Here is a 15,782-nt window from a genome sequence, read left to right as displayed (position 1 = left end):
CGAAGGAAAATCCGCGGCTTGCGGTCAAAGACCCGCCGCCGATCCCGGAACGGTATGCGTCCCGTTGTCCGTCCACCGTTCACCTGGGCACCGGCTTGCGCTACGATAGGGCGCATGACCTGCACGCGTAGAATCCTGATCGTCGGCGGCGGCACCGCCGGGTGGCTGACGGCGGCCTATCTCGCCCGCTTTTTCAGCCTGGCGGGTCATGGCGGAATCGAGATCACCCTGCTCGAATCCCCCGAGCTGGGCATCATCGGCGTGGGGGAGGGCACATTCCCCACCATCCGCGCGACACTGAGCTTCCTGGGGATCGACGAGACGCAATTCCTGCGCGCGACGTCGGCGACCTTCAAGCAGGGCATCCGCTTCGACGACTGGCTTCATGCGCCCGCGCCGGATGGGACCCGCCATCATTATCTCCATCCGTTCGAGGCGCCGCTCTACACCGACGACGCCAATCTCGTGTCCTGCTGGCTGCACAAGGACTCGGAATCCCGCCCGCGCTTCGCCGAGGCGGTCACGATCCAGCATGGTGTCGCGGAAAGCCGCCGCGCGCCCAAGAAGTTCGATGAAGGGGCCTTTTCCGGACCGCTCAACTATGCCTATCATTTCGACGCGTCTGGCTTCGCGCGCGTGCTGCGGGACCGCGCGGTGGAGCTGGGGGTGCGGCACGTCACCGGGCTGCTGACGGGCGTGGAGCCGGATGCTGACGGCGGCATCGCCCGCGTCCTCACGCGCGAGCATGGGGCGCTGGAAGCCGACCTCTTCGTCGACTGTTCCGGCTTTCGCGCCGAACTGATCAAGAAGGCGCTGGGCGCGCCCCTCAAGTCCGTGAGGCACCTGCTGTTCACCGATCGCGCGCTGGCCTGCAAGATCCCCTATGCCGCGCCCGACGCGCCGATAGAAAGCTTCACCATCGCGACCGCCCATGCGGCGGGCTGGACCTGGGACATCGGGCTGGAGAGCGCGCGGGGCATAGGCTGCGTCTATTCATCGACCCATATGACCGATGACGAGGCGGCGGAGGTGCTGCGCGGCTATATCGGCCACGATGCCTACAAGGCGCGCATCATCCCGTTCGAGCCCGGCTATCGCGAGACGCAATGGGTGAAGAACTGTGTCGCGGTCGGCCTGTCGGGCGGTTTCCTGGAGCCGCTGGAATCCACCGGCGTCCTGCTGATCGAGGCTGCGGTCGCCATGCTGGCCGAGCTTTTTCCGCTCGCCGGTCCCATCGATGCGCCCGCCAAGCGCTTCAATGAGCTGATCGTCGGCCGCTATGAGAGGATCATCGACTTTCTGAAGCTGCATTATTGCCTGAGCCGGCGCGACGAACCCTTCTGGCGGGACAATGCCGATCCGGCCTCGATACCCGAGACATTGCAGGAACTGCTGCGGCAGTGGCGCTATCGGCCGCCGAACCGCTTCGACTTCCTGCTCGACCTGGAGAGCTTCGCCTTCTTCAACTATCAGTATATCCTGTACGGCATGGATTTCCGGACGACGCTGGGCGAGAGGGCAGACGAGCTCCCGTCGGCGGCGGCGGACAGGCTGTTCGCCCGCATCCGCGGTTTCAGCCTGCAGGCGACCCGGGAACTGCCCACCAACCGGGCGCTGATGCGGCAGATCAACGCCTAAGGGCCATTATAGCTTTCATCGAGGGCATTCTCCGGAAATGCCCGCTCCGGCACGGTGCCGGAGCGGGCAGGGGGGAGCCTCAGGCGGTGGCGAGCCTTGCGTCGCGCGGGTCGAGCTCTCCGGTCTGGCGCGCCTTGCGGCCGTAGACCGCCTCGAACAGCGGGGTCGCCATGACGGTGGTGACGATCGCCATCAGCACCAGCATCGAGAACAGGGTCGGTCCGATGATGCCCTTCTGCAGGCCGATATTGATGATGATGAGTTCCATCAGCCCGCGCGAGTTCATCAGCGCGCCGATGCCGAGCGCGGTGCGGTTGTCCTCGCCCGTCAGCCGGGCGGCGGCGTAGCAGGCACCGAACTTGGCGAGGATGGAGACTGCCAGGATGCCCAGCGCGACCAGCAGCAGGCCGACGGAATTCACCATGTCCATTCGAGTGTTGAGCCCCGAATAGGTGAAGAACATCGGCAGCAGCAGCACGACCGCGACCGGTTCCACCTTCTGCTTCAGTTCTTCCACGAACAGGCCGCGCGGCATGCAGGCGCCCATCAGGAAGCCGCCGAAAATGGCGTGGATGCCGATCGCGTCCATCAGGAAGGCGGAGAGGCAGAACAGCATCAGGGTGATGGCGAGGATCTGGGTGCTCATCTCGCCCCGCCGTTCGACGGCGCGGCCGAGCGGCGCGAGGAGCCGGCGTCCGAACAGCAGCATGAAGGCGACATAGAGAAGGCCGCCGCCGATCGCGACTATGGCGACGCCCGGGCCGGCGCCGAAGGTCGCGAGCACGATCGCCAGCACGCACCAGGACGCGGCGTCATCGAACGCGCCCGCAGTCAGGCTGAGCGTGCCGAGCGCCGAATTGGCGAGCCCGTTCTCGTTGATGATGCGCGCCAGCATCGGGAAGGCCGTCAACGCGATGCAGGCGCCCATGAACAGCGTTGCGTTCGCCTGGCTGATGCCGGGCGTGAAGAGGCCGGGAACGCCGATCAGCATCGGGGTAATCAATATTGCAAGCAGGAAGGGCGCGATGATGCCGGCCGCCGACACGGTGGCGGCGCTCTTCGCCTTCGACCGGAAATGGTCGAGGCGCAGCGTCAGGCCGACCATGAACATGTAGAGGCCGACGCCCAGCTGCGCGCCGACATAAAGGATGTTGCGGGTTTCCTTCGGAAAGATCGCGTTCTGGAGATCGGGGAAGAACAGGCCCAGGAGCGAGGGGCCGAGCACCACGCCAGCGATCATCTCGCCGACCACCTGGGGCTGCTTCAGCAGCCGCTGGCCGAGCCAGCCGACAACGCGGCAGGTGAGGATGATCACGGCAAGCTGGAGGAAGAAGTGAACGCTGAAATCCGACGGCGAATAGCTTTTGGCCGCGCTCACGGCCGGGCCGTGGGGATTGAGCACGTCGGCCAATGTCGACCATGCTTCGCCCAGGATATTCATTCGCTGTTCCTCCCCCGACATTCGTCCGCCCGGCCGTCAGGGCCTGTCGCGCATGGTCAGGGAGCGATGGAATGGCGGGCGGCGCAATGGGAAATCGCGACGCCCGTGAATTTTTCAGGGCCGCTGGCGGCAGCTGTTGCATCAATCGCACATAGTAGTAACGTACCTATAAGGTAGCGCAATCATTATAGCTATGTAGGTACAAAATGCGAGTGATGACGAGCCGGGAATTCAATCAGGATGTGAGCGCTGCAAAGCGAATCGCGCGGATGGAGCCGCTGTTCGTCACCGACCGGGGCAAGCCTACCCATGTGCTCATGAGCATCGATCAGTTTCGTCAGCTGACGGGAGAGCAGCACAATATCGTCGATCTTCTTGCCGTTCCGGCGGATTCACCCCCCTTGGATCTGACGCCGGGGCGCTGGTGATGTTCCTGCTCGACACCCCGATCGTGCTGGAGCTGCGCCAGGCGGGGAGGCGAGACGCCGAAGCAGGGGTGATCGCATGGGCATCCAAGGTGGCGCGAGACCGGCTGTTCATCTCCGCGCTGACCGTCGCGGCATTGGGAGAGCTGTGTGTCCGTGTGGCCCGCCAGGACAAGGCCGGCGGTGCGGCGCTGCAAGGCTGGATCAGCCAGCAACTCGTGCCTGCCTTCGAAGGCCATATCCTGCCGGTCGATGCGGCGGTCGCGCTGCGGCGGGGCGAGGTGGACGTCGACGGCGAGCGCAATGCGCTGATCGCGGCCACTGCGCTGGAACATGGCCTGACGCTGGTCACGTTCGACAAGGCCAAGTTCAAGCGGGCGCGCATCCGGCTGCTCGACCCGCGCGCCTATGACGAGGAGGAGGCGGGCGAAGAGGCGGACTGGCGGGCCGCCAGCCGCAGCCGCCCGCTGTGGCTGCGCGGGCTGTTCATCCGCGGCTGAGGGGCGCGACACTTCAAGATCGTTGGGATCGGGTTCGGTGCTGGACAGGCGGGCAGGGTGGTGCCGGCCGGCAGCATCCTGTTCAGTGACACCTTCGGCATCCTGGCCGACGCATGTACACGCGCCACGGCACGCAGAGCGATCGCGTCTATGTCGCGGCTGGATCGCCCAGAATTTTGCGCCCTGCCGGATCGCCGGATCCCGCCTGCTCAGCGCCCGGCGCCCTTGCCGCCAGCAACAAGACTATCGTCGGCTGGTTCAACCAGAACAACCTGCGCATCGTGGATCTCGGCGAGAATGGCGCGATCATCGATTTCATCCAGCCGGGCGTGTCGCAGGCCCGACCTCGATGCCAACAACGGCTACGACATCAGCCAGACCAACCAAGCCGGTCTGAACGTCAAGCGGGACGCGACGGAGAATCTGACGTTCGTGGCGACGCCTCCTGTGCGAAGAGCTGGCTCAACCCGAATGGCAAGGGACGATTTCACGATCAAGTTCGGCGGCAACTATATTGACAACCGCTATATCTGACGCGCTGGGGTTCGGAACCCGCAACTTCTGCCAAGCCTATGCGGGCTATGGTCCTTTCGGTCAGACCAAGGACGGTCGGCGTGAAGATGGACCCCGGTGGACTGCTCCTGGGCCGCCGCCTGAAGCCGGCGAAGCGTTCATGACCGATGCCGGGCCGTCACCAGATAGTTGATCGCCTTGTTTCCCGACAGCGTGAAGCCCGTGCGCGGATCGAAGGAAAGGCCGGTTACGTCGAAAACCTCCAGCCCCGCGCCCTCCAGCAGGCCGGTCAGTTCCTCCGGCGTCAGGAAGCGGTTCCAGTCATGGGTGCCCTTGGGGATGCCGCCCACGCCTTCACCCACCGTGATCATCGCCAGCCGCGATAGCGGCGTGCGGTTGGGAGTCGACAAGATCAGCAGGCCCTCTGGAGCCAGATTGCGCGCCAGCGCCGCGACGAACGCCGCCGGATCGGCGACATGCTCTATCACCTCCATCGCGGTGACGAGGTCGAAGGGCGGAAGGTCCAGCGCCTCCACCGGCGTGGCGCGATAATCGATCGGCAGGCCCTGCGACGTCGCATGGGCGCGGGCCACGGCGATATTCTCCTCTGCCGCGTCCAGTCCCGTCACTGCGGCGCCCATTCGCGCAAGCGGCTCTGCCAGCAGACCGGCGCCGCATCCCACATCGATCGCGCGCTTCCCCGTCAGCGGTGTGAAGCCGCGCTCGTCAGTGCCCCAGTGCCTGTTCACGGCATCGCGGATATAGCGCAACCGCACCGGGTTGAGCTTGTGCAGCATGGCGCTGCTGCCGTTCGGATCCCACCAGTCGGCCGCCATGGCGCCGAAATGCGCTGCTTCGCGCGGGTCGATGGTGGCAGTCGCTGTGTCAGTCATGCCCGCCTGCTACCAGCCTGGCGCGATCCGCACCAGACCCCGCCGGGCGATCCGTCAGTGCGGTTCGCGATCGCCTGCCGTATCCTCGGCATTCAGGTCGCGGCGGAGTTCGCGCGTCGCTGCCTCCGTCTGGGCCACTTCGCGGGGGTTCCTGTGCCGCCGGTTGCTCAGAATCACGAATATCAGCACGCCCGCGAGCAGGACCGGCCCGCCGATCGTGACCAGAGTCCAGATGCTTCCGTCCATCCCATCCTCCATTGTTGCGTTGTCCATGGGGAATGACCGGGGGGGCGATGGGGTTCCTTGTCGCTCGCCTTGCTTGCCATATCCGCCGCTGCTGCTAAGAGGGCGCCGTTCTTGCCCTCCGGGACATTTTCTTTCTTTGCAACAGGCAGGCTCGACAACAAATGGCGCGTATCGTGATGAAATTCGGTGGCACCTCGATGGCGGGGATGGAGCGAATTCGCAACGTTGCCGCCCGCGTGAAGCATGTCGTCGAGCAGGGGCACGAGGTCGCCGTCGTCGTTTCCGCCATGGCAGGGGAAACCGACCGGCTGGTGGGCTTCTGCAAGGAAGCCTCGCCGCTCTACGACCCGGCCGAATATGACGTGGTCGTCGCGTCGGGCGAGCAGGTGACGAGCGGGCTGCTGGCGATGACGCTGAAGGCCATGGGGGTGGAGGCGCGCAGCTGGCTCGGCTGGCAGCTTCCCATCCGCACCGAGGAAGCCCATGCCAAGGCGCGGATCACCGATATCGGCACGCTAGACCTGATGGCGGCGATGCGGTCCGGCCAGGTCGCGGTCATTCCGGGATTCCAGGGGGTGATGGCCGACGGCCGCATCTCCACCCTGGGCCGCGGCGGCTCCGACACCTCCGCCGTCGCCGTGGCGGCGGCGGTCAAGGCCGATCGCTGCGACATCTACACCGACGTCGACGGCGTCTACACCACCGACCCGCGCATCGTTGCCCGGGCGCGCAAGCTGAACCTCGTCACCTATGAGGAGATGCTGGAGTTGGCCTCGGTCGGCGCCAAGGTGCTCCAGACCCGATCGGTCGGCCTCGCCATGAAGGAAGGCGTGGTCGTGCAGGTGCTTTCCTCCTTCGACGACCCCACCCAGGACGACCTCCCCGGTACGCTGATCGTCAGCGAGGAGGAACTGGAAGCCAAGCTCAAGGAAGACCAGATGGAACGTCAGCTCATCACCGGCATCGCTCATGACAAGAACGAGGCGAAGATCATCGTGACTCGCGTGCCCGACAAGCCGGGCGCGGTCGCCAGCATCTTCAGCCCGCTGGCCGAGGCGAGCATCAATGTCGACATGATCATCCAGAACGACAGCAAGGAGAAGGAGGAGACCGACGTCACCTTCACCGTGCCGCGCGCCGACCTGGCCCGCAGCGTCGACCTGCTGGAAAGCCGCAAGGACCAGATCGGCTTCCGTCGCATCATCACCGATGCGGAAGTGGCGAAGATCAGTGTCGTGGGCGTGGGCATGCGCAGCCATGCCGGCGTCGCGGCGACGATGTTCAAGACACTGGGCGATCGCGGCATCAATATCGAGGCGATCTCGACCAGCGAAATCAAGGTCAGCGTGCTGATCGACGAGGACGAGACCGAGCTTGCGGTCCGCGTTCTCCACACCGCCTATGGCCTCGACGCGCCGGTGGCGTGACATCCCTTTCCCTGCCCGCTGAAGGGCAGGCGCAAACGGAACGAGCCGATCCCGCAAACACCCCCTCCCTTGCAAGGGAGGGGGTTTTGATTCATGGGACCGGCATGACCCACGCGAAACTCACTTCCCTCATGGCCCGCGGCACCGAATTCCTGGGCTGCGACACAGCGATCCTCTGTGGCGCGATGAGCTGGGTGTCGGAACGGAACCTCGTTTCCGCCATCTCGAATGCCGGCGGCTTCGGCGTGATCGCCTGCGGCGCGATGACGCCTGCGCTGCTCGACGCCGAGATCGCGGCGACGAAGGCGCTGACCGACCGCCCCTTCGGCGTCAACCTCATCACCATGCATCCTCAGCTGTTCGAGCTGATCGAAGTGTGCGCAGCGCATGACGTCGGCCATGTGGTGCTGGCGGGAGGATTGCCGCCCAAGGGCAGCATCGAGGCGATCAAGGCGAAGGGGGCGAAGCTCCTCTGCTTTGCGCCCGCCCTGGCGCTGGCGAAGAAGCTCGCCCGCTCGGGCGTCGATGCCCTCATCATCGAGGGGCATGAGGCCGGCGGCCATATCGGGCCGGTCTCGACCAGCGTGCTGGCGCAGGAAATCCTGCCCGAGATGGCATCGCAGCTGCCGGTGTTCGTGGCGGGCGGCATCGGCCGGGGTGAGCTGATCGCCGGCTATCTGGAAATGGGGGCCTCGGGCGTGCAGCTCGGCACCCGCTTCGCCTGCGCGACCGAGAGCATCGCCCATCCCGCGTTCAAGAAGGCCTTTTTTCGCGCCTCGGCGCGCGATGCGGTCGCCAGCGTGCAGCTCGACCCGCGCCTTCCCGTCATCCCCGTGCGCGCGCTGCGCAATGCCGGGACGGAAAGCTTCACGGCCAAGCAGCGCGAAGTCGCCAACCTGCTGGATTCAGGGGCTATCGAAATGGTGGAAGCCCAGTTGCAGATCGAGCATTATTGGGCCGGGGCGCTGCGGCGCGCAGTGATCGACGGCGATGTGGAAGGCGGGTCGCTGATGGCTGGCCAATCGGTCGGCATGGTGACGAAGGAAGAGCCGGTCGCCGCTATCATCGCACAGCTGATGGACGAGGCTGCCGCCGCGCTCAAGCGACGGGCCGCCTGACCTGATGCGGCGATCCGTGCGCGGCCCGGTTTCCTCGACGGCTTTTTCAGGGCATCACAGGTGCCCGATATCGTTGGAGAATTTGATGTTGTCGCTGCGCCGTTTGCCTGCGCGTCTCTCGCTCGCCGCCGTCATTGCGGTCGCCGCCTGCACCACGCCGCCGCCTCCACCGCCGCCCACGCCGCCGCCGCCCGTGGTGCCCACCATCATGCCCACGCCCCCGGACGGCGCCGCGCCGGACATGGACCTGCCCGACAAGGCGGCGGACGGCACCTACCTGACCCCCAATCGCGGGATGCAGGGACAGCAGGCGTTGTGGCACGTGCGCATGGCGCTCAATGTGGCGGCGCTGTCCTGTCACGGCCAGGGCGAGCAGGCGCTGATCCAGTATAACCGCATGCTCAAGATTCATGTCATTCCGCTCAAGCAGGCGAATGACGCGATCGAGGCGCTGTACCAGGGGCGATACACGTCCAACTTCCTCGAGGCGCGCGAGCGGCTCAACACGACGGTCTACAACTTCTTCGCTTTGCCGCCGGTGCAGCCGGCCTTCTGTGCCCAGTCGGTGGCGGTGCTGACTATCATCAACGGGATGACGGCGCAGCAGTTGCTGGCCTATGCGCCCCAGGCGTTGCACGACCTGGAAAAGCCGTTCCAGGATTTCTATGAAGCCTATGCGGACTATCTGCGGCGGCTGGAGGAATGGCGCCGCCGTTTCGGCGCAACGGTGACCTTGCTGGGGCCCGATCCCAACCAGAGCGAGCCCGCGCCGCCTCCGCCGCCCGAGGCGCCGCTCCCTGATCTGCCGCTGAACATCCCGTCGACGCCGCCCGTCGCGCCGTCGCAGACGATCACGCCGCCCCAGTAATTCGGGCTGCTTCCTCCGGGATCGGGAGAAGGTTCGCTAGAGCGCGTCGAACCGGGCGCGGGCTTCCTCCACGGCAGCCAGATGGCGTTCGGCCCAGATCCATACGCCGCAGAAGGCGGCGCTCAGGCTGTTGCCCAGCGGGGTGAGCGCATAGTCGACGCGCGGCGGCACCACCGGATGCACGGTGCGCGTCGCCAGCCCGTCTCGCTCCATCTGGCGCAGCGTCTGGGTCAGCATCTTCTGGCTGATGCCCTCCACCTGCCGGCCGATTTCAGTGAAGCGCAGCGTGCCCTTCTCCTCCAGCAGTTCCAGGATCAGCATCGTCCACTTGTCCGCCACCCGGCCGATCAGTTCGTTGACGAGTCGTTCGACTCGCGGGTCAGACTCTGCGGGCGGCGTACCGTCCAACCAAGCCTTGGGATCGGGAATTTCCGCTTTTGAAAAGCCTCTCTGTCCTTGATTTTCCATTTCTTACCTTTCGGTGTCTATAGCACTTTCTGGTGCCTTCTTTCCAAAAGAGAGCATGGAATTATCTTGCCGGTCAAGCACCACGCTTGACCAGGAAAGGACATCCCATGCAGCAGAGCGGCAACACCATCCTCATCACCGGCGGCGGAACCGGCATCGGCGCTGCGCTGGCCCATGAATTCCACCAGGCCGGCAACCAGGTCATCATCGCCGGCCGTCGGCAGGCGGCGCTGGACGCCGTCGCGGCCGATCATCCCGGCATGGCGACCCGGACCGTCGACATGGAGGATCCCGCTGCCATCGCCGCGTTCGCGTCGCAGCTCATCACCGACTTCCCGACGCTCGATGCAGTGATCCACAATGCGGGCATTATGGTCGCGGAGGACCGCATCGACCTAGCCACGGCGGAGGCGACGATCGCCACCAACCTGCTGGGTCCCATCCGCCTCACCCACGCCCTGCTGCCGCATTTCCTGACGCGGCCCTCGGCGGCGATCCTCACCGTTTCGTCCGGCCTCGCCTTCGTGCCTCTGGCAGCAACGCCGACCTATGGCGCGACCAAGGCGGCGATCCACAGCTGGACCCTGTCCCTGCGCGAACAGCTTCGGGACAGCGCGGTCGAGGTGATCGAGATCGTGCCGCCCGGCGTCCAGACCGACCTGATGCCCGGCCATGCCGAAAACCCGATGATGATGCCGCTTGACGCGTTCATCGCGGAAATGATGGGCCTGTTGCGGCAGCAGCCCACGCCCCCGGAAATCTGCGTCGAGCGGGTCGGCTTCCTGCGCTATGCCGAGCGGCAGGGCACGTTCGATCAGGTGTTTGCGGGGCTCAATCGGCAGCAGCACTGACGGTAGAGGGCGCCTTGGGGGGCAGGGGGAACAGGCGGACGAACCGTTCCGCCAGCCTCCGGTCCCCCTCGACCTTCAATGCGTCCTCGACATCCTCGAAGCGGGCGCCGCCATAGATCACCGCGGCCAGCGCATTCTGGTCGCCCGTCAGCGTCGCATCGGCATCGGCGGCATCCTCGCGCACGACCATGAAGTCGCCGCCTCGCACCACGGCGCGGAACGCCTCTTCGCCGAAATACATGGCGATCACGCCGTTCATGTCGCCGATCCGCCCCCGGTCGATCATCGTGCGCATCGACAGGATCACCGACGCGCTGCTCATCGGCATACCAGGCTGCATCGTCGGCGACCGGCACGCCCATCGACCCAGCACCTGGAACAGGATTTCCGACTCGCGGCCCCAGTCGGTCAGGGCATAGACCTGGCTGGCGGCCGGCGGGGGCAGGCGGCGCCGGACCAGCACGCTCGCTGCCTCCAACTCCTCCAGCCGCTGCGTCAGCACATTGGCGCTGATTCCGGGCAGGCTGGCCCGCAGATCGGTGAAGCGCTTGGGCCCAAGCAGCAATTCCCGCATGATCGGCATCGCCCAGCGATCGCCGATGATGTCCAGCGCATGGGCGACCGCGCAGCCGTCCTGATAGGCTCTTTTCTTCATTTTGGAGTCGTTGGTTATCTTTTCTAACTTTGGCGTTGCAAAACATAATCTGTGACGGCACACAGTTCAAGTCGCTGAGTCGCATAAGGACGGCCGTAGGGAGCGACACGAACCTGCAATTGGGAGAGTGACGATGGCCTTGGCCCCAAAAATGATCTTCGTGAACCTGCCGGTGACGGACCTGCCGGCTTCCATCGCCTTCTACGAGGCGGTGGGTGCGGTGCGGAACGACAATTTCGCCGACGAGCAGGCGCAGATGCTGAGCTTCTCGGAAGCGATCCATGTGATGCTGTTGACGCATGCGCGCTTCGCCGGCTTTACGCCGCGCCGGATTCCCGACGCGGGGGAAACCGCCCAGATGTTGCTGGCGCTGTCCGCCGGAAGCCGGGCGGAGGTCGACGAGATCGCCGACAAGGCGCTGGCGGCCGGGGGCACCCAGCCCAATCCTGTACAGGACCACGGCTTCATGTATGGCCGCAACTTCGCCGATCCGGACGGCCATATCTGGGAAGTCGCCTGGATGGACATGGAAGCCATGCCCGGTGCCGGTCAGGAAGAGCCCGCTATCGCCTGACCTGTTGGAACAGCGAGCCCAAGGAGAGATGCAATGACCTATGTCGACGGTTTCCTGGTGCCGGTGCCCAAGGAGAAGAAGGACGCCTATATCGCGCTGGCGGAGAAGGCGGCGCCGATCTGGATGGAATATGGCGCGCTCCATTACATGGAGTGCTGGGGCGATGACATCGCCCCAGGCAAGACCAATGATTTCCGCACCGCGGTGATCGCCGAGGAAGGGGAGGAGGTCGTCTTCTCCTGGGTCGTCTGGCCCTCCAAGGAGGTGCGCGACGCCGGCAATGCGAAGATCATGAGCGACGAGCGCCTGAAGATGGAGGGGGAAGAAATGCCCTTCTCCGGCGCGCGCATGATCTATGGCGGCTTCTCGCCGGTCGTCGAGCGCAAGGCCTGACATCCACCGCCAGCGTTGCGGTTCCCCGCCGTCCTCCGCGCGCCATCCGCTGGCGCGCGGAGCCGTCGAACGGCATTCACAGGAGTTATCGGCATGACCGACTTCAACGGAAAATTCTTCTGGTATGAGTTGATGACCAGCGATCCGGAGGCGGCGATCGCCTTCTATGGCGATGTCGTCGGCTGGACGACCACACCTTTCGGCGATGCGCAGCAGGGACATGTCTATCATGTCGTCTCGGGCAGCGCCGGCCAGCTCGGCGGGATCATGGCGATCCCGGACGAAGCGAAGGATTGCGGCATGACGCCCTGGTGGGGCGGCTATGTCGGATCGGCCGACGTCGATGCCGACGCCGCGCGCCTGACCGCGGCTGGCGGCAGCGTGAAGCGGCCACCGGCGGACATACCGGGGGTCGGCCGCTTCGCCGTCGTCGGCGATCCCGGCGGCGCGACCTTCATGCTGCTGAAGGGCTCCAGCCCGGAAGGGATGGAGGCAGCCCCGCCGATGGCGACCGGTCATGTCGGCTGGCATGAGCTCTACAGCGGGGACTTCGCTGCTGACCTCGCCTTCTACACCGGCCAGTTCGGCTGGAGCACCGGTGACGCCATGGATATGGGCGAAATGGGCAGCTATCAGCTCATTTCGCAGACCGGCGGCGCGGATTTCCAGGCGATGACCGGCGGCATCATGCCGATCCCGAAGGAAATGCCGGCTCCTCTGTGGCTGTTCTATTTCGTCGTCGACGACATCGACGCCGCGCTGGAGCGGGTGAAGGCGGGTGGCGGCACGCTGCTCAACGGCCCGATGGAGGTGCCGGGCGGCGCCTGGATCATCCAGGCCACGGACCCCCAGGGCGCGATGTTCGCGCTGGTGGGCATGCGCGGCGTCTGATCGTCGCGCGGCTCCCATCGAGGAGAAGGATCATGACCACCCCCATCGCCACCTGCCTATGGTTCGACGGCCAGGCCGAAGAGGCGGCGCAATTCTACATCTCTGCCCTGGGTGAAGGTTCGATCGACAGCATCACGCCCTATCCGCAGGATTCGCCTTTTCCCTCTCCCTTTCCGGGTGGATATCCCATGCTGGTGGAATTCACCCTGATGGGGCAGCGATTCCAGGGCCTCAACGGCGGTCCGATGTTTCCCTTCACGGAGGCTGTGTCGATCTCCGTCACCTGCAAGGATCAGTCGGAACTCGACCGGCGTTACGACGCCCTTACCGCCGACGGTGGCGCGCCGGGACCTTGCGGCTGGCTCAAGGACCGGTTCGGCCTGTCCTGGCAGCTGGTGCCCGAGGAACTGATTGCCCTGCAGAAGAGCGGCAATGCCGCCGGTATCACCCGTATGTCGGCGGCCATGTTGCAGATGCAGCGGCTCGACATTGCGGCTCTCCGCGCCGCTTTCGAGGGAAAGGTGGAATAGGCGAGCCGGCCACGGCACCGGGAGGGCTTGTCCCCTCCGCTACCTTTGGATTCATACGAAGAGGGGCGCGACCGATTGTCGCGCCCCTCCATTTCACGTGTGCGTGCCGCGATCAGGCGCCAGCCGGCCGGGGTTCGCCAAAGGGGCCGGTACGCTTGCGCGTCTTGGGGATTGAGGAACCCGCGGCCGGGATCGTCGAGGGCTTGATCGTCGTGCCGTCGTCGCGGGTGATCTCGCCCTTGTCGAGCAGCGTCTTGATTTCCTCGCCGCTCAGCGTCTCATATTCGAGCAGCGCATTGGCGAGCAGGTGCAACTGGTCTTCATGGCCCTTCAGCACGTCCTGCGCCCGGGCATAGCCCTGCTCGACCAGACCGCGGATTTCCTTGTCGATAAGCTTGGCCGTCTCATCCGACATGTGGACGCGCTGGCTCTGCGAATAGCCGAGGAAGGTTTCGCCCTGCTGCTCCTCATATTGCAGTGGACCGAGCTTGTCGGACATGCCCCACTGGGTAACCATGTCACGCGCCAGGCGGGTGGCGTACTGGATGTCGCCCGATGCGCCGCTCGACACCTTGTCATAGCCGAAGATGATCTCTTCGGCGACGCGCCCGCCCATGGCGACGGCCATGTTGGCGTGCATCTTGTCACGGTGATAGCTGTAGCTGTCACGCTCCGGCAGGCGCATCACCATGCCCAGCGCCCGGCCGCGCGGGATGATCGTCGCCTTGTGGATCGGATCGGACGCTGGTTCGTGAACCGCGACGATGGCGTGGCCGGCCTCATGATAGGCGGTCATCTTCTTTTCGTCGTCGGTCATGACCATGGAGCGGCGCTCGCTGCCCATCATGACCTTGTCCTTCGCCGCCTCGAACTCGTCCATGGCGACGAGGCGCTTGCCCCGGCGCGCTGCCATCAGCGCCGCTTCGTTGACGAGGTTGGCGAGGTCCGCGCCGGAGAAACCCGGCGTGCCGCGCGCGATGGTGCGGGGGTTGACGTCCGGCGCCAGCGGCACCTTCTTCATGTGAACGGCGAGGATCTTCTCCCGGCCCTCGATGTCGGGGCGCGGCACCACGACCTGCCGGTCGAAGCGGCCTGGGCGCAGCAAAGCGGGGTCCAGCACGTCGGGGCGGTTGGTGGCCGCGACGATGATGATGCCCTCATTGGCCTCGAATCCGTCCATCTCGACCAGCAGCTGGTTCAGCGTCTGCTCGCGCTCGTCATTGCCGTTGCCCAGGCCCGCGCCGCGATGGCGGCCGACCGCGTCGATCTCGTCGATGAAGACGATGCAGGGGGCGTTCTTCTTCGCCTGCTCGAACATGTCGCGCACACGGCTGGCACCCACGCCGACGAACATCTCGACGAAGTCGGAGCCGGAAATGGTGAAGAAGGGCACGCCCGCCTCACCCGCAATGGCGCGGGCGAGCAGCGTCTTGCCGGTGCCGGGCGAACCGACCAGCAGCGCGCCCTTGGGAATCTTGCCGCCCAGCCGCGCGAACTTGCTCGGGTCCTTCAGGAACTCGACGATTTCCTGGAGCTCCTCGCGCGCCTCGTCGATTCCGGCGACATCGTCGAAGGTCACCTTGCCGTGCTTTTCGGTCAGCAGCTTCGCCTTGGACTTGCCGAAGCCCATCGCGCCGCCCGCGCCGCCGCCCTTCTGCATCTGGCGCAGCACGAAGAAGGCAATGCCAAGGATCAGGAGGAACGGCAGCGACTGATAGATGAGGATCATCCAGAAGCTCGGCTGCTCCTCGGGCTGGCCGGAATATTTGACGTTATAGTCGTCGAGCAGGCCAGTGAGGCCCGGATCGTTGACGGGGATCGTGCTGAACTTCTGCCCGCTGGACAGGGTGCCGGAAATCCGGTCGGGCGCGATCGCCACGTCCTTGACCTGGCCCTCCTGCACCTTCGAGCGGAACTCGGAATAGGCGATGGCCGATCCGGCGGTCGTGGCCGGGCGGTCGAACATGGACACGAAGAGAAGCAGGGCGATGATGACGCCTGCCCAAATCATCGCGCTCTTGATCCAGGGGTTGCCCTGCGGTTCCTTGTCGTCGTTCATGTCACTCTCTTTCACCCGGCAAGATAGGATGCTGCCGGAAAAGCGCAAGCTGGCGCTACGTCAGCTGCCCATCAGCGAGAAGGCGACATAGGCGAGCGCCAGCGCGATGCCCGCCGAAAGGCCGCATAGCAGATAGCCGGTGTAGAGCAGCATCGGCGGATGCGGCTTGGCAAGCTTGCGGTTGCGATTGGCCGCGGAGAGAATGACACTGGCCAGCAGACCATAGGTCAGCGCCGCAAATTCCATCATCGTGTGAAGTTCCTGTCCGGAGTTGTCGGCAGAATAGACGGAC

20 protein-coding genes are annotated in these 15,782 nt (G+C 65.3%); 12 read left to right on the top strand and 8 right to left on the bottom strand.

The annotated features are described in order from the left end of the window. Positions 1-114 precede the first annotated feature (114 nt). The gene (locus tag M529_RS26200) at positions 115-1,638 is read left to right on the top strand and encodes a tryptophan halogenase family protein (protein WP_021316245.1); all 1,524 of its coding nucleotides are present in this window, start codon (positions 115-117) and stop codon (positions 1,636-1,638) included. Between the two features lie 79 nt (positions 1,639-1,717). Here M529_RS26200 and M529_RS26195 read toward each other — a convergent pair whose 3' ends face one another. Continuing rightward, the gene (locus M529_RS26195; protein WP_021316244.1) at positions 1,718-3,079 is read right to left on the bottom strand and encodes a cation:proton antiporter; all 1,362 of its coding nucleotides are present in this window, start codon (positions 3,077-3,079) and stop codon (positions 1,718-1,720) included. A 215-nt stretch (positions 3,080-3,294) separates the two neighbouring features. Here M529_RS26195 and M529_RS26190 point away from each other — a divergent pair, with 215 nt between their 5' ends. The 3 genes from M529_RS26190 (at position 3,295) to M529_RS48910 (ending at position 4,522) form a co-directional block, all read left to right on the top strand. Next, on the top strand, positions 3,295-3,507 hold the full coding sequence (locus tag M529_RS26190) for a type II toxin-antitoxin system Phd/YefM family antitoxin (protein ID WP_021316243.1): 213 nt from the start codon (positions 3,295-3,297) through the stop codon (positions 3,505-3,507). Beyond that, positions 3,507-4,004 (top strand): PIN domain-containing protein, encoded by a 498-nt coding sequence (locus M529_RS26185; RefSeq protein ID WP_021316242.1) that lies wholly within the window; start codon positions 3,507-3,509, stop codon positions 4,002-4,004. Before M529_RS26190 ends, M529_RS26185 begins: the two co-directional genes overlap by 1 nt. 113 nt (positions 4,005-4,117) lie before the next feature. Beyond that, on the top strand, positions 4,118-4,522 hold the full coding sequence (locus tag M529_RS48910) for a hypothetical protein (protein ID WP_152522501.1): 405 nt from the start codon (positions 4,118-4,120) through the stop codon (positions 4,520-4,522). A 153-nt stretch (positions 4,523-4,675) separates the two neighbouring features. Here the strand turns inward: M529_RS48910 and ubiG are convergent, their stop codons facing one another. Together ubiG and M529_RS26170 are read right to left on the bottom strand one after the other, a co-directional pair. Next, positions 4,676-5,410, bottom strand: coding sequence for a bifunctional 2-polyprenyl-6-hydroxyphenol methylase/3-demethylubiquinol 3-O-methyltransferase UbiG (gene ubiG, locus M529_RS26175; RefSeq protein WP_021316240.1), 735 nt, complete (start codon positions 5,408-5,410; stop codon positions 4,676-4,678). Positions 5,411-5,464: 54 nt separating this feature from the next. Next, a complete protein-coding gene (locus M529_RS26170; protein ID WP_236617627.1) occupies positions 5,465-5,656 on the bottom strand; it encodes a hypothetical protein in 192 nt (63 codons plus the stop codon). 161 nt (positions 5,657-5,817) lie between these two features. On the opposite strand from M529_RS26170, the gene M529_RS26165 reads away from it, so the two are divergent. Both M529_RS26165 and M529_RS26160 read left to right on the top strand, forming a co-directional pair. After that, complete coding sequence (locus M529_RS26165; protein WP_021316238.1) at positions 5,818-7,083, top strand: aspartate kinase; 1,266 nt, start codon at positions 5,818-5,820, stop codon at positions 7,081-7,083. Between the two features lie 104 nt (positions 7,084-7,187). Next, a complete protein-coding gene (locus tag M529_RS26160; protein WP_031294052.1) occupies positions 7,188-8,201 on the top strand; it encodes an NAD(P)H-dependent flavin oxidoreductase in 1,014 nt (337 codons plus the stop codon). Positions 8,202-8,255: 54 nt separating this feature from the next. Here the strand turns inward: M529_RS26160 and M529_RS49605 are convergent, their stop codons facing one another. Beyond that, positions 8,256-8,411 carry a hypothetical protein gene (locus tag M529_RS49605; protein ID WP_161626313.1) on the bottom strand — a complete coding sequence of 52 codons (156 nt, stop codon included), beginning with the start codon at positions 8,409-8,411 and terminating at the stop codon, positions 8,256-8,258. On the opposite strand from M529_RS49605, the gene M529_RS0123990 reads away from it, so the two are divergent. Next, positions 8,410-9,069, top strand: a complete 660-nt coding sequence (locus M529_RS0123990; RefSeq protein ID WP_161626312.1) for a hypothetical protein — start codon at positions 8,410-8,412, stop codon at positions 9,067-9,069. The genes M529_RS49605 and M529_RS0123990 overlap by 2 nt on opposite strands. Before the next feature lie 36 nt (positions 9,070-9,105). Here M529_RS0123990 and M529_RS26155 read toward each other — a convergent pair whose 3' ends face one another. Further along, entirely contained in the window at positions 9,106-9,537 is a 432-nt protein-coding gene (locus tag M529_RS26155) for a winged helix-turn-helix transcriptional regulator (RefSeq protein ID WP_031294045.1), read from the bottom strand. Between the two features lie 107 nt (positions 9,538-9,644). On the opposite strand from M529_RS26155, the gene M529_RS26150 reads away from it, so the two are divergent. Next, a complete protein-coding gene (locus M529_RS26150; protein ID WP_021316233.1) occupies positions 9,645-10,388 on the top strand; it encodes an SDR family oxidoreductase in 744 nt (247 codons plus the stop codon). Here M529_RS26150 and M529_RS26145 read toward each other — a convergent pair. After that, entirely contained in the window at positions 10,369-11,043 is a 675-nt protein-coding gene (locus tag M529_RS26145) for a winged helix-turn-helix transcriptional regulator (RefSeq protein WP_021316232.1), read from the bottom strand. The two genes, M529_RS26150 and M529_RS26145, sit on opposite strands and share 20 nt — an antisense overlap. Positions 11,044-11,170: 127 nt before the next feature. On the opposite strand from M529_RS26145, the gene M529_RS26140 reads away from it, so the two are divergent. The 4 genes from M529_RS26140 to M529_RS26125 all read left to right on the top strand — a co-directional run bounded on the left by M529_RS26140 (position 11,171) and on the right by M529_RS26125 (position 13,431). Further along, positions 11,171-11,617 carry a VOC family protein gene (locus tag M529_RS26140; RefSeq protein WP_152522499.1) on the top strand — a complete coding sequence of 149 codons (447 nt, stop codon included), beginning with the start codon at positions 11,171-11,173 and terminating at the stop codon, positions 11,615-11,617. Between the two features lie 33 nt (positions 11,618-11,650). Then, positions 11,651-12,010: a DUF1428 domain-containing protein gene (locus M529_RS26135; protein ID WP_021316230.1), complete on the top strand. Its 360-nt coding sequence runs from the start codon at positions 11,651-11,653 to the stop codon at positions 12,008-12,010. A gap of 93 nt (positions 12,011-12,103) precedes the next feature. Beyond that, positions 12,104-12,901 carry a VOC family protein gene (locus M529_RS26130; protein WP_021316229.1) on the top strand — a complete coding sequence of 266 codons (798 nt, stop codon included), beginning with the start codon at positions 12,104-12,106 and terminating at the stop codon, positions 12,899-12,901. A 32-nt stretch (positions 12,902-12,933) separates the two neighbouring features. Beyond that, positions 12,934-13,431, top strand: a complete 498-nt coding sequence (locus M529_RS26125) for a VOC family protein (RefSeq protein WP_021316228.1) — start codon at positions 12,934-12,936, stop codon at positions 13,429-13,431. Positions 13,432-13,543: 112 nt separating this feature from the next. Here the strand turns inward: M529_RS26125 and ftsH are convergent, their stop codons facing one another. Together ftsH and M529_RS26115 are read right to left on the bottom strand one after the other, a co-directional pair. Next, entirely contained in the window at positions 13,544-15,490 is a 1,947-nt protein-coding gene (gene ftsH / locus M529_RS26120) for an ATP-dependent zinc metalloprotease FtsH (protein ID WP_021316227.1), read from the bottom strand. Positions 15,491-15,550: 60 nt separating this feature from the next. Continuing rightward, the gene (locus M529_RS26115; RefSeq protein ID WP_021316226.1) at positions 15,551-15,739 is read right to left on the bottom strand and encodes a hypothetical protein; all 189 of its coding nucleotides are present in this window, start codon (positions 15,737-15,739) and stop codon (positions 15,551-15,553) included. Between the last annotated feature and the right edge of the window lie 43 nt (positions 15,740-15,782).

The sequence above is a fragment of the Sphingobium ummariense RL-3 genome, from assembly GCF_000447205.1.
GTDB classification, from domain to species: Bacteria; Pseudomonadota; Alphaproteobacteria; order Sphingomonadales; family Sphingomonadaceae; genus Sphingobium; species Sphingobium ummariense.
This window is presented reverse-complemented; position numbering and strand designations above follow the sequence as displayed.

Coding starts and splice junctions, on each gene's coding strand:
- M529_RS26130 (WP_021316229.1), top strand. CDS start 12,104: ATGACCGACTTCAACGGAAAATTCTTCTGGTATGAGTTGATGACCAGC.
- M529_RS26125 (WP_021316228.1), top strand. CDS start 12,934: ATGACCACCCCCATCGCCACCTGCCTATGGTTCGACGGCCAGGCCGAA.
- M529_RS26135 (WP_021316230.1), top strand. CDS start 11,651: ATGACCTATGTCGACGGTTTCCTGGTGCCGGTGCCCAAGGAGAAGAAG.
- M529_RS48910 (WP_152522501.1), top strand. CDS start 4,118: ATGTACACGCGCCACGGCACGCAGAGCGATCGCGTCTATGTCGCGGCT.
- M529_RS26190 (WP_021316243.1), top strand. CDS start 3,295: ATGACGAGCCGGGAATTCAATCAGGATGTGAGCGCTGCAAAGCGAATC.
- M529_RS26160 (WP_031294052.1), top strand. CDS start 7,188: ATGACCCACGCGAAACTCACTTCCCTCATGGCCCGCGGCACCGAATTC.
- ftsH (WP_021316227.1), bottom strand. CDS start 15,490: ATGAACGACGACAAGGAACCGCAGGGCAACCCCTGGATCAAGAGCGCG.
- M529_RS26185 (WP_021316242.1), top strand. CDS start 3,507: ATGTTCCTGCTCGACACCCCGATCGTGCTGGAGCTGCGCCAGGCGGGG.
- M529_RS26150 (WP_021316233.1), top strand. CDS start 9,645: ATGCAGCAGAGCGGCAACACCATCCTCATCACCGGCGGCGGAACCGGC.
- ubiG (WP_021316240.1), bottom strand. CDS start 5,410: ATGACTGACACAGCGACTGCCACCATCGACCCGCGCGAAGCAGCGCAT.
- M529_RS26115 (WP_021316226.1), bottom strand. CDS start 15,739: ATGATGGAATTTGCGGCGCTGACCTATGGTCTGCTGGCCAGTGTCATT.
- M529_RS26155 (WP_031294045.1), bottom strand. CDS start 9,537: ATGGAAAATCAAGGACAGAGAGGCTTTTCAAAAGCGGAAATTCCCGAT.
- M529_RS26165 (WP_021316238.1), top strand. CDS start 5,818: ATGGCGCGTATCGTGATGAAATTCGGTGGCACCTCGATGGCGGGGATG.
- M529_RS0123990 (WP_161626312.1), top strand. CDS start 8,410: ATGCCCACGCCCCCGGACGGCGCCGCGCCGGACATGGACCTGCCCGAC.
- M529_RS49605 (WP_161626313.1), bottom strand. CDS start 8,411: ATGATGGTGGGCACCACGGGCGGCGGCGGCGTGGGCGGCGGTGGAGGC.
- M529_RS26145 (WP_021316232.1), bottom strand. CDS start 11,043: ATGAAGAAAAGAGCCTATCAGGACGGCTGCGCGGTCGCCCATGCGCTG.
- M529_RS26170 (WP_236617627.1), bottom strand. CDS start 5,656: ATGGACGGAAGCATCTGGACTCTGGTCACGATCGGCGGGCCGGTCCTG.
- M529_RS26200 (WP_021316245.1), top strand. CDS start 115: ATGACCTGCACGCGTAGAATCCTGATCGTCGGCGGCGGCACCGCCGGG.
- M529_RS26195 (WP_021316244.1), bottom strand. CDS start 3,079: ATGAATATCCTGGGCGAAGCATGGTCGACATTGGCCGACGTGCTCAAT.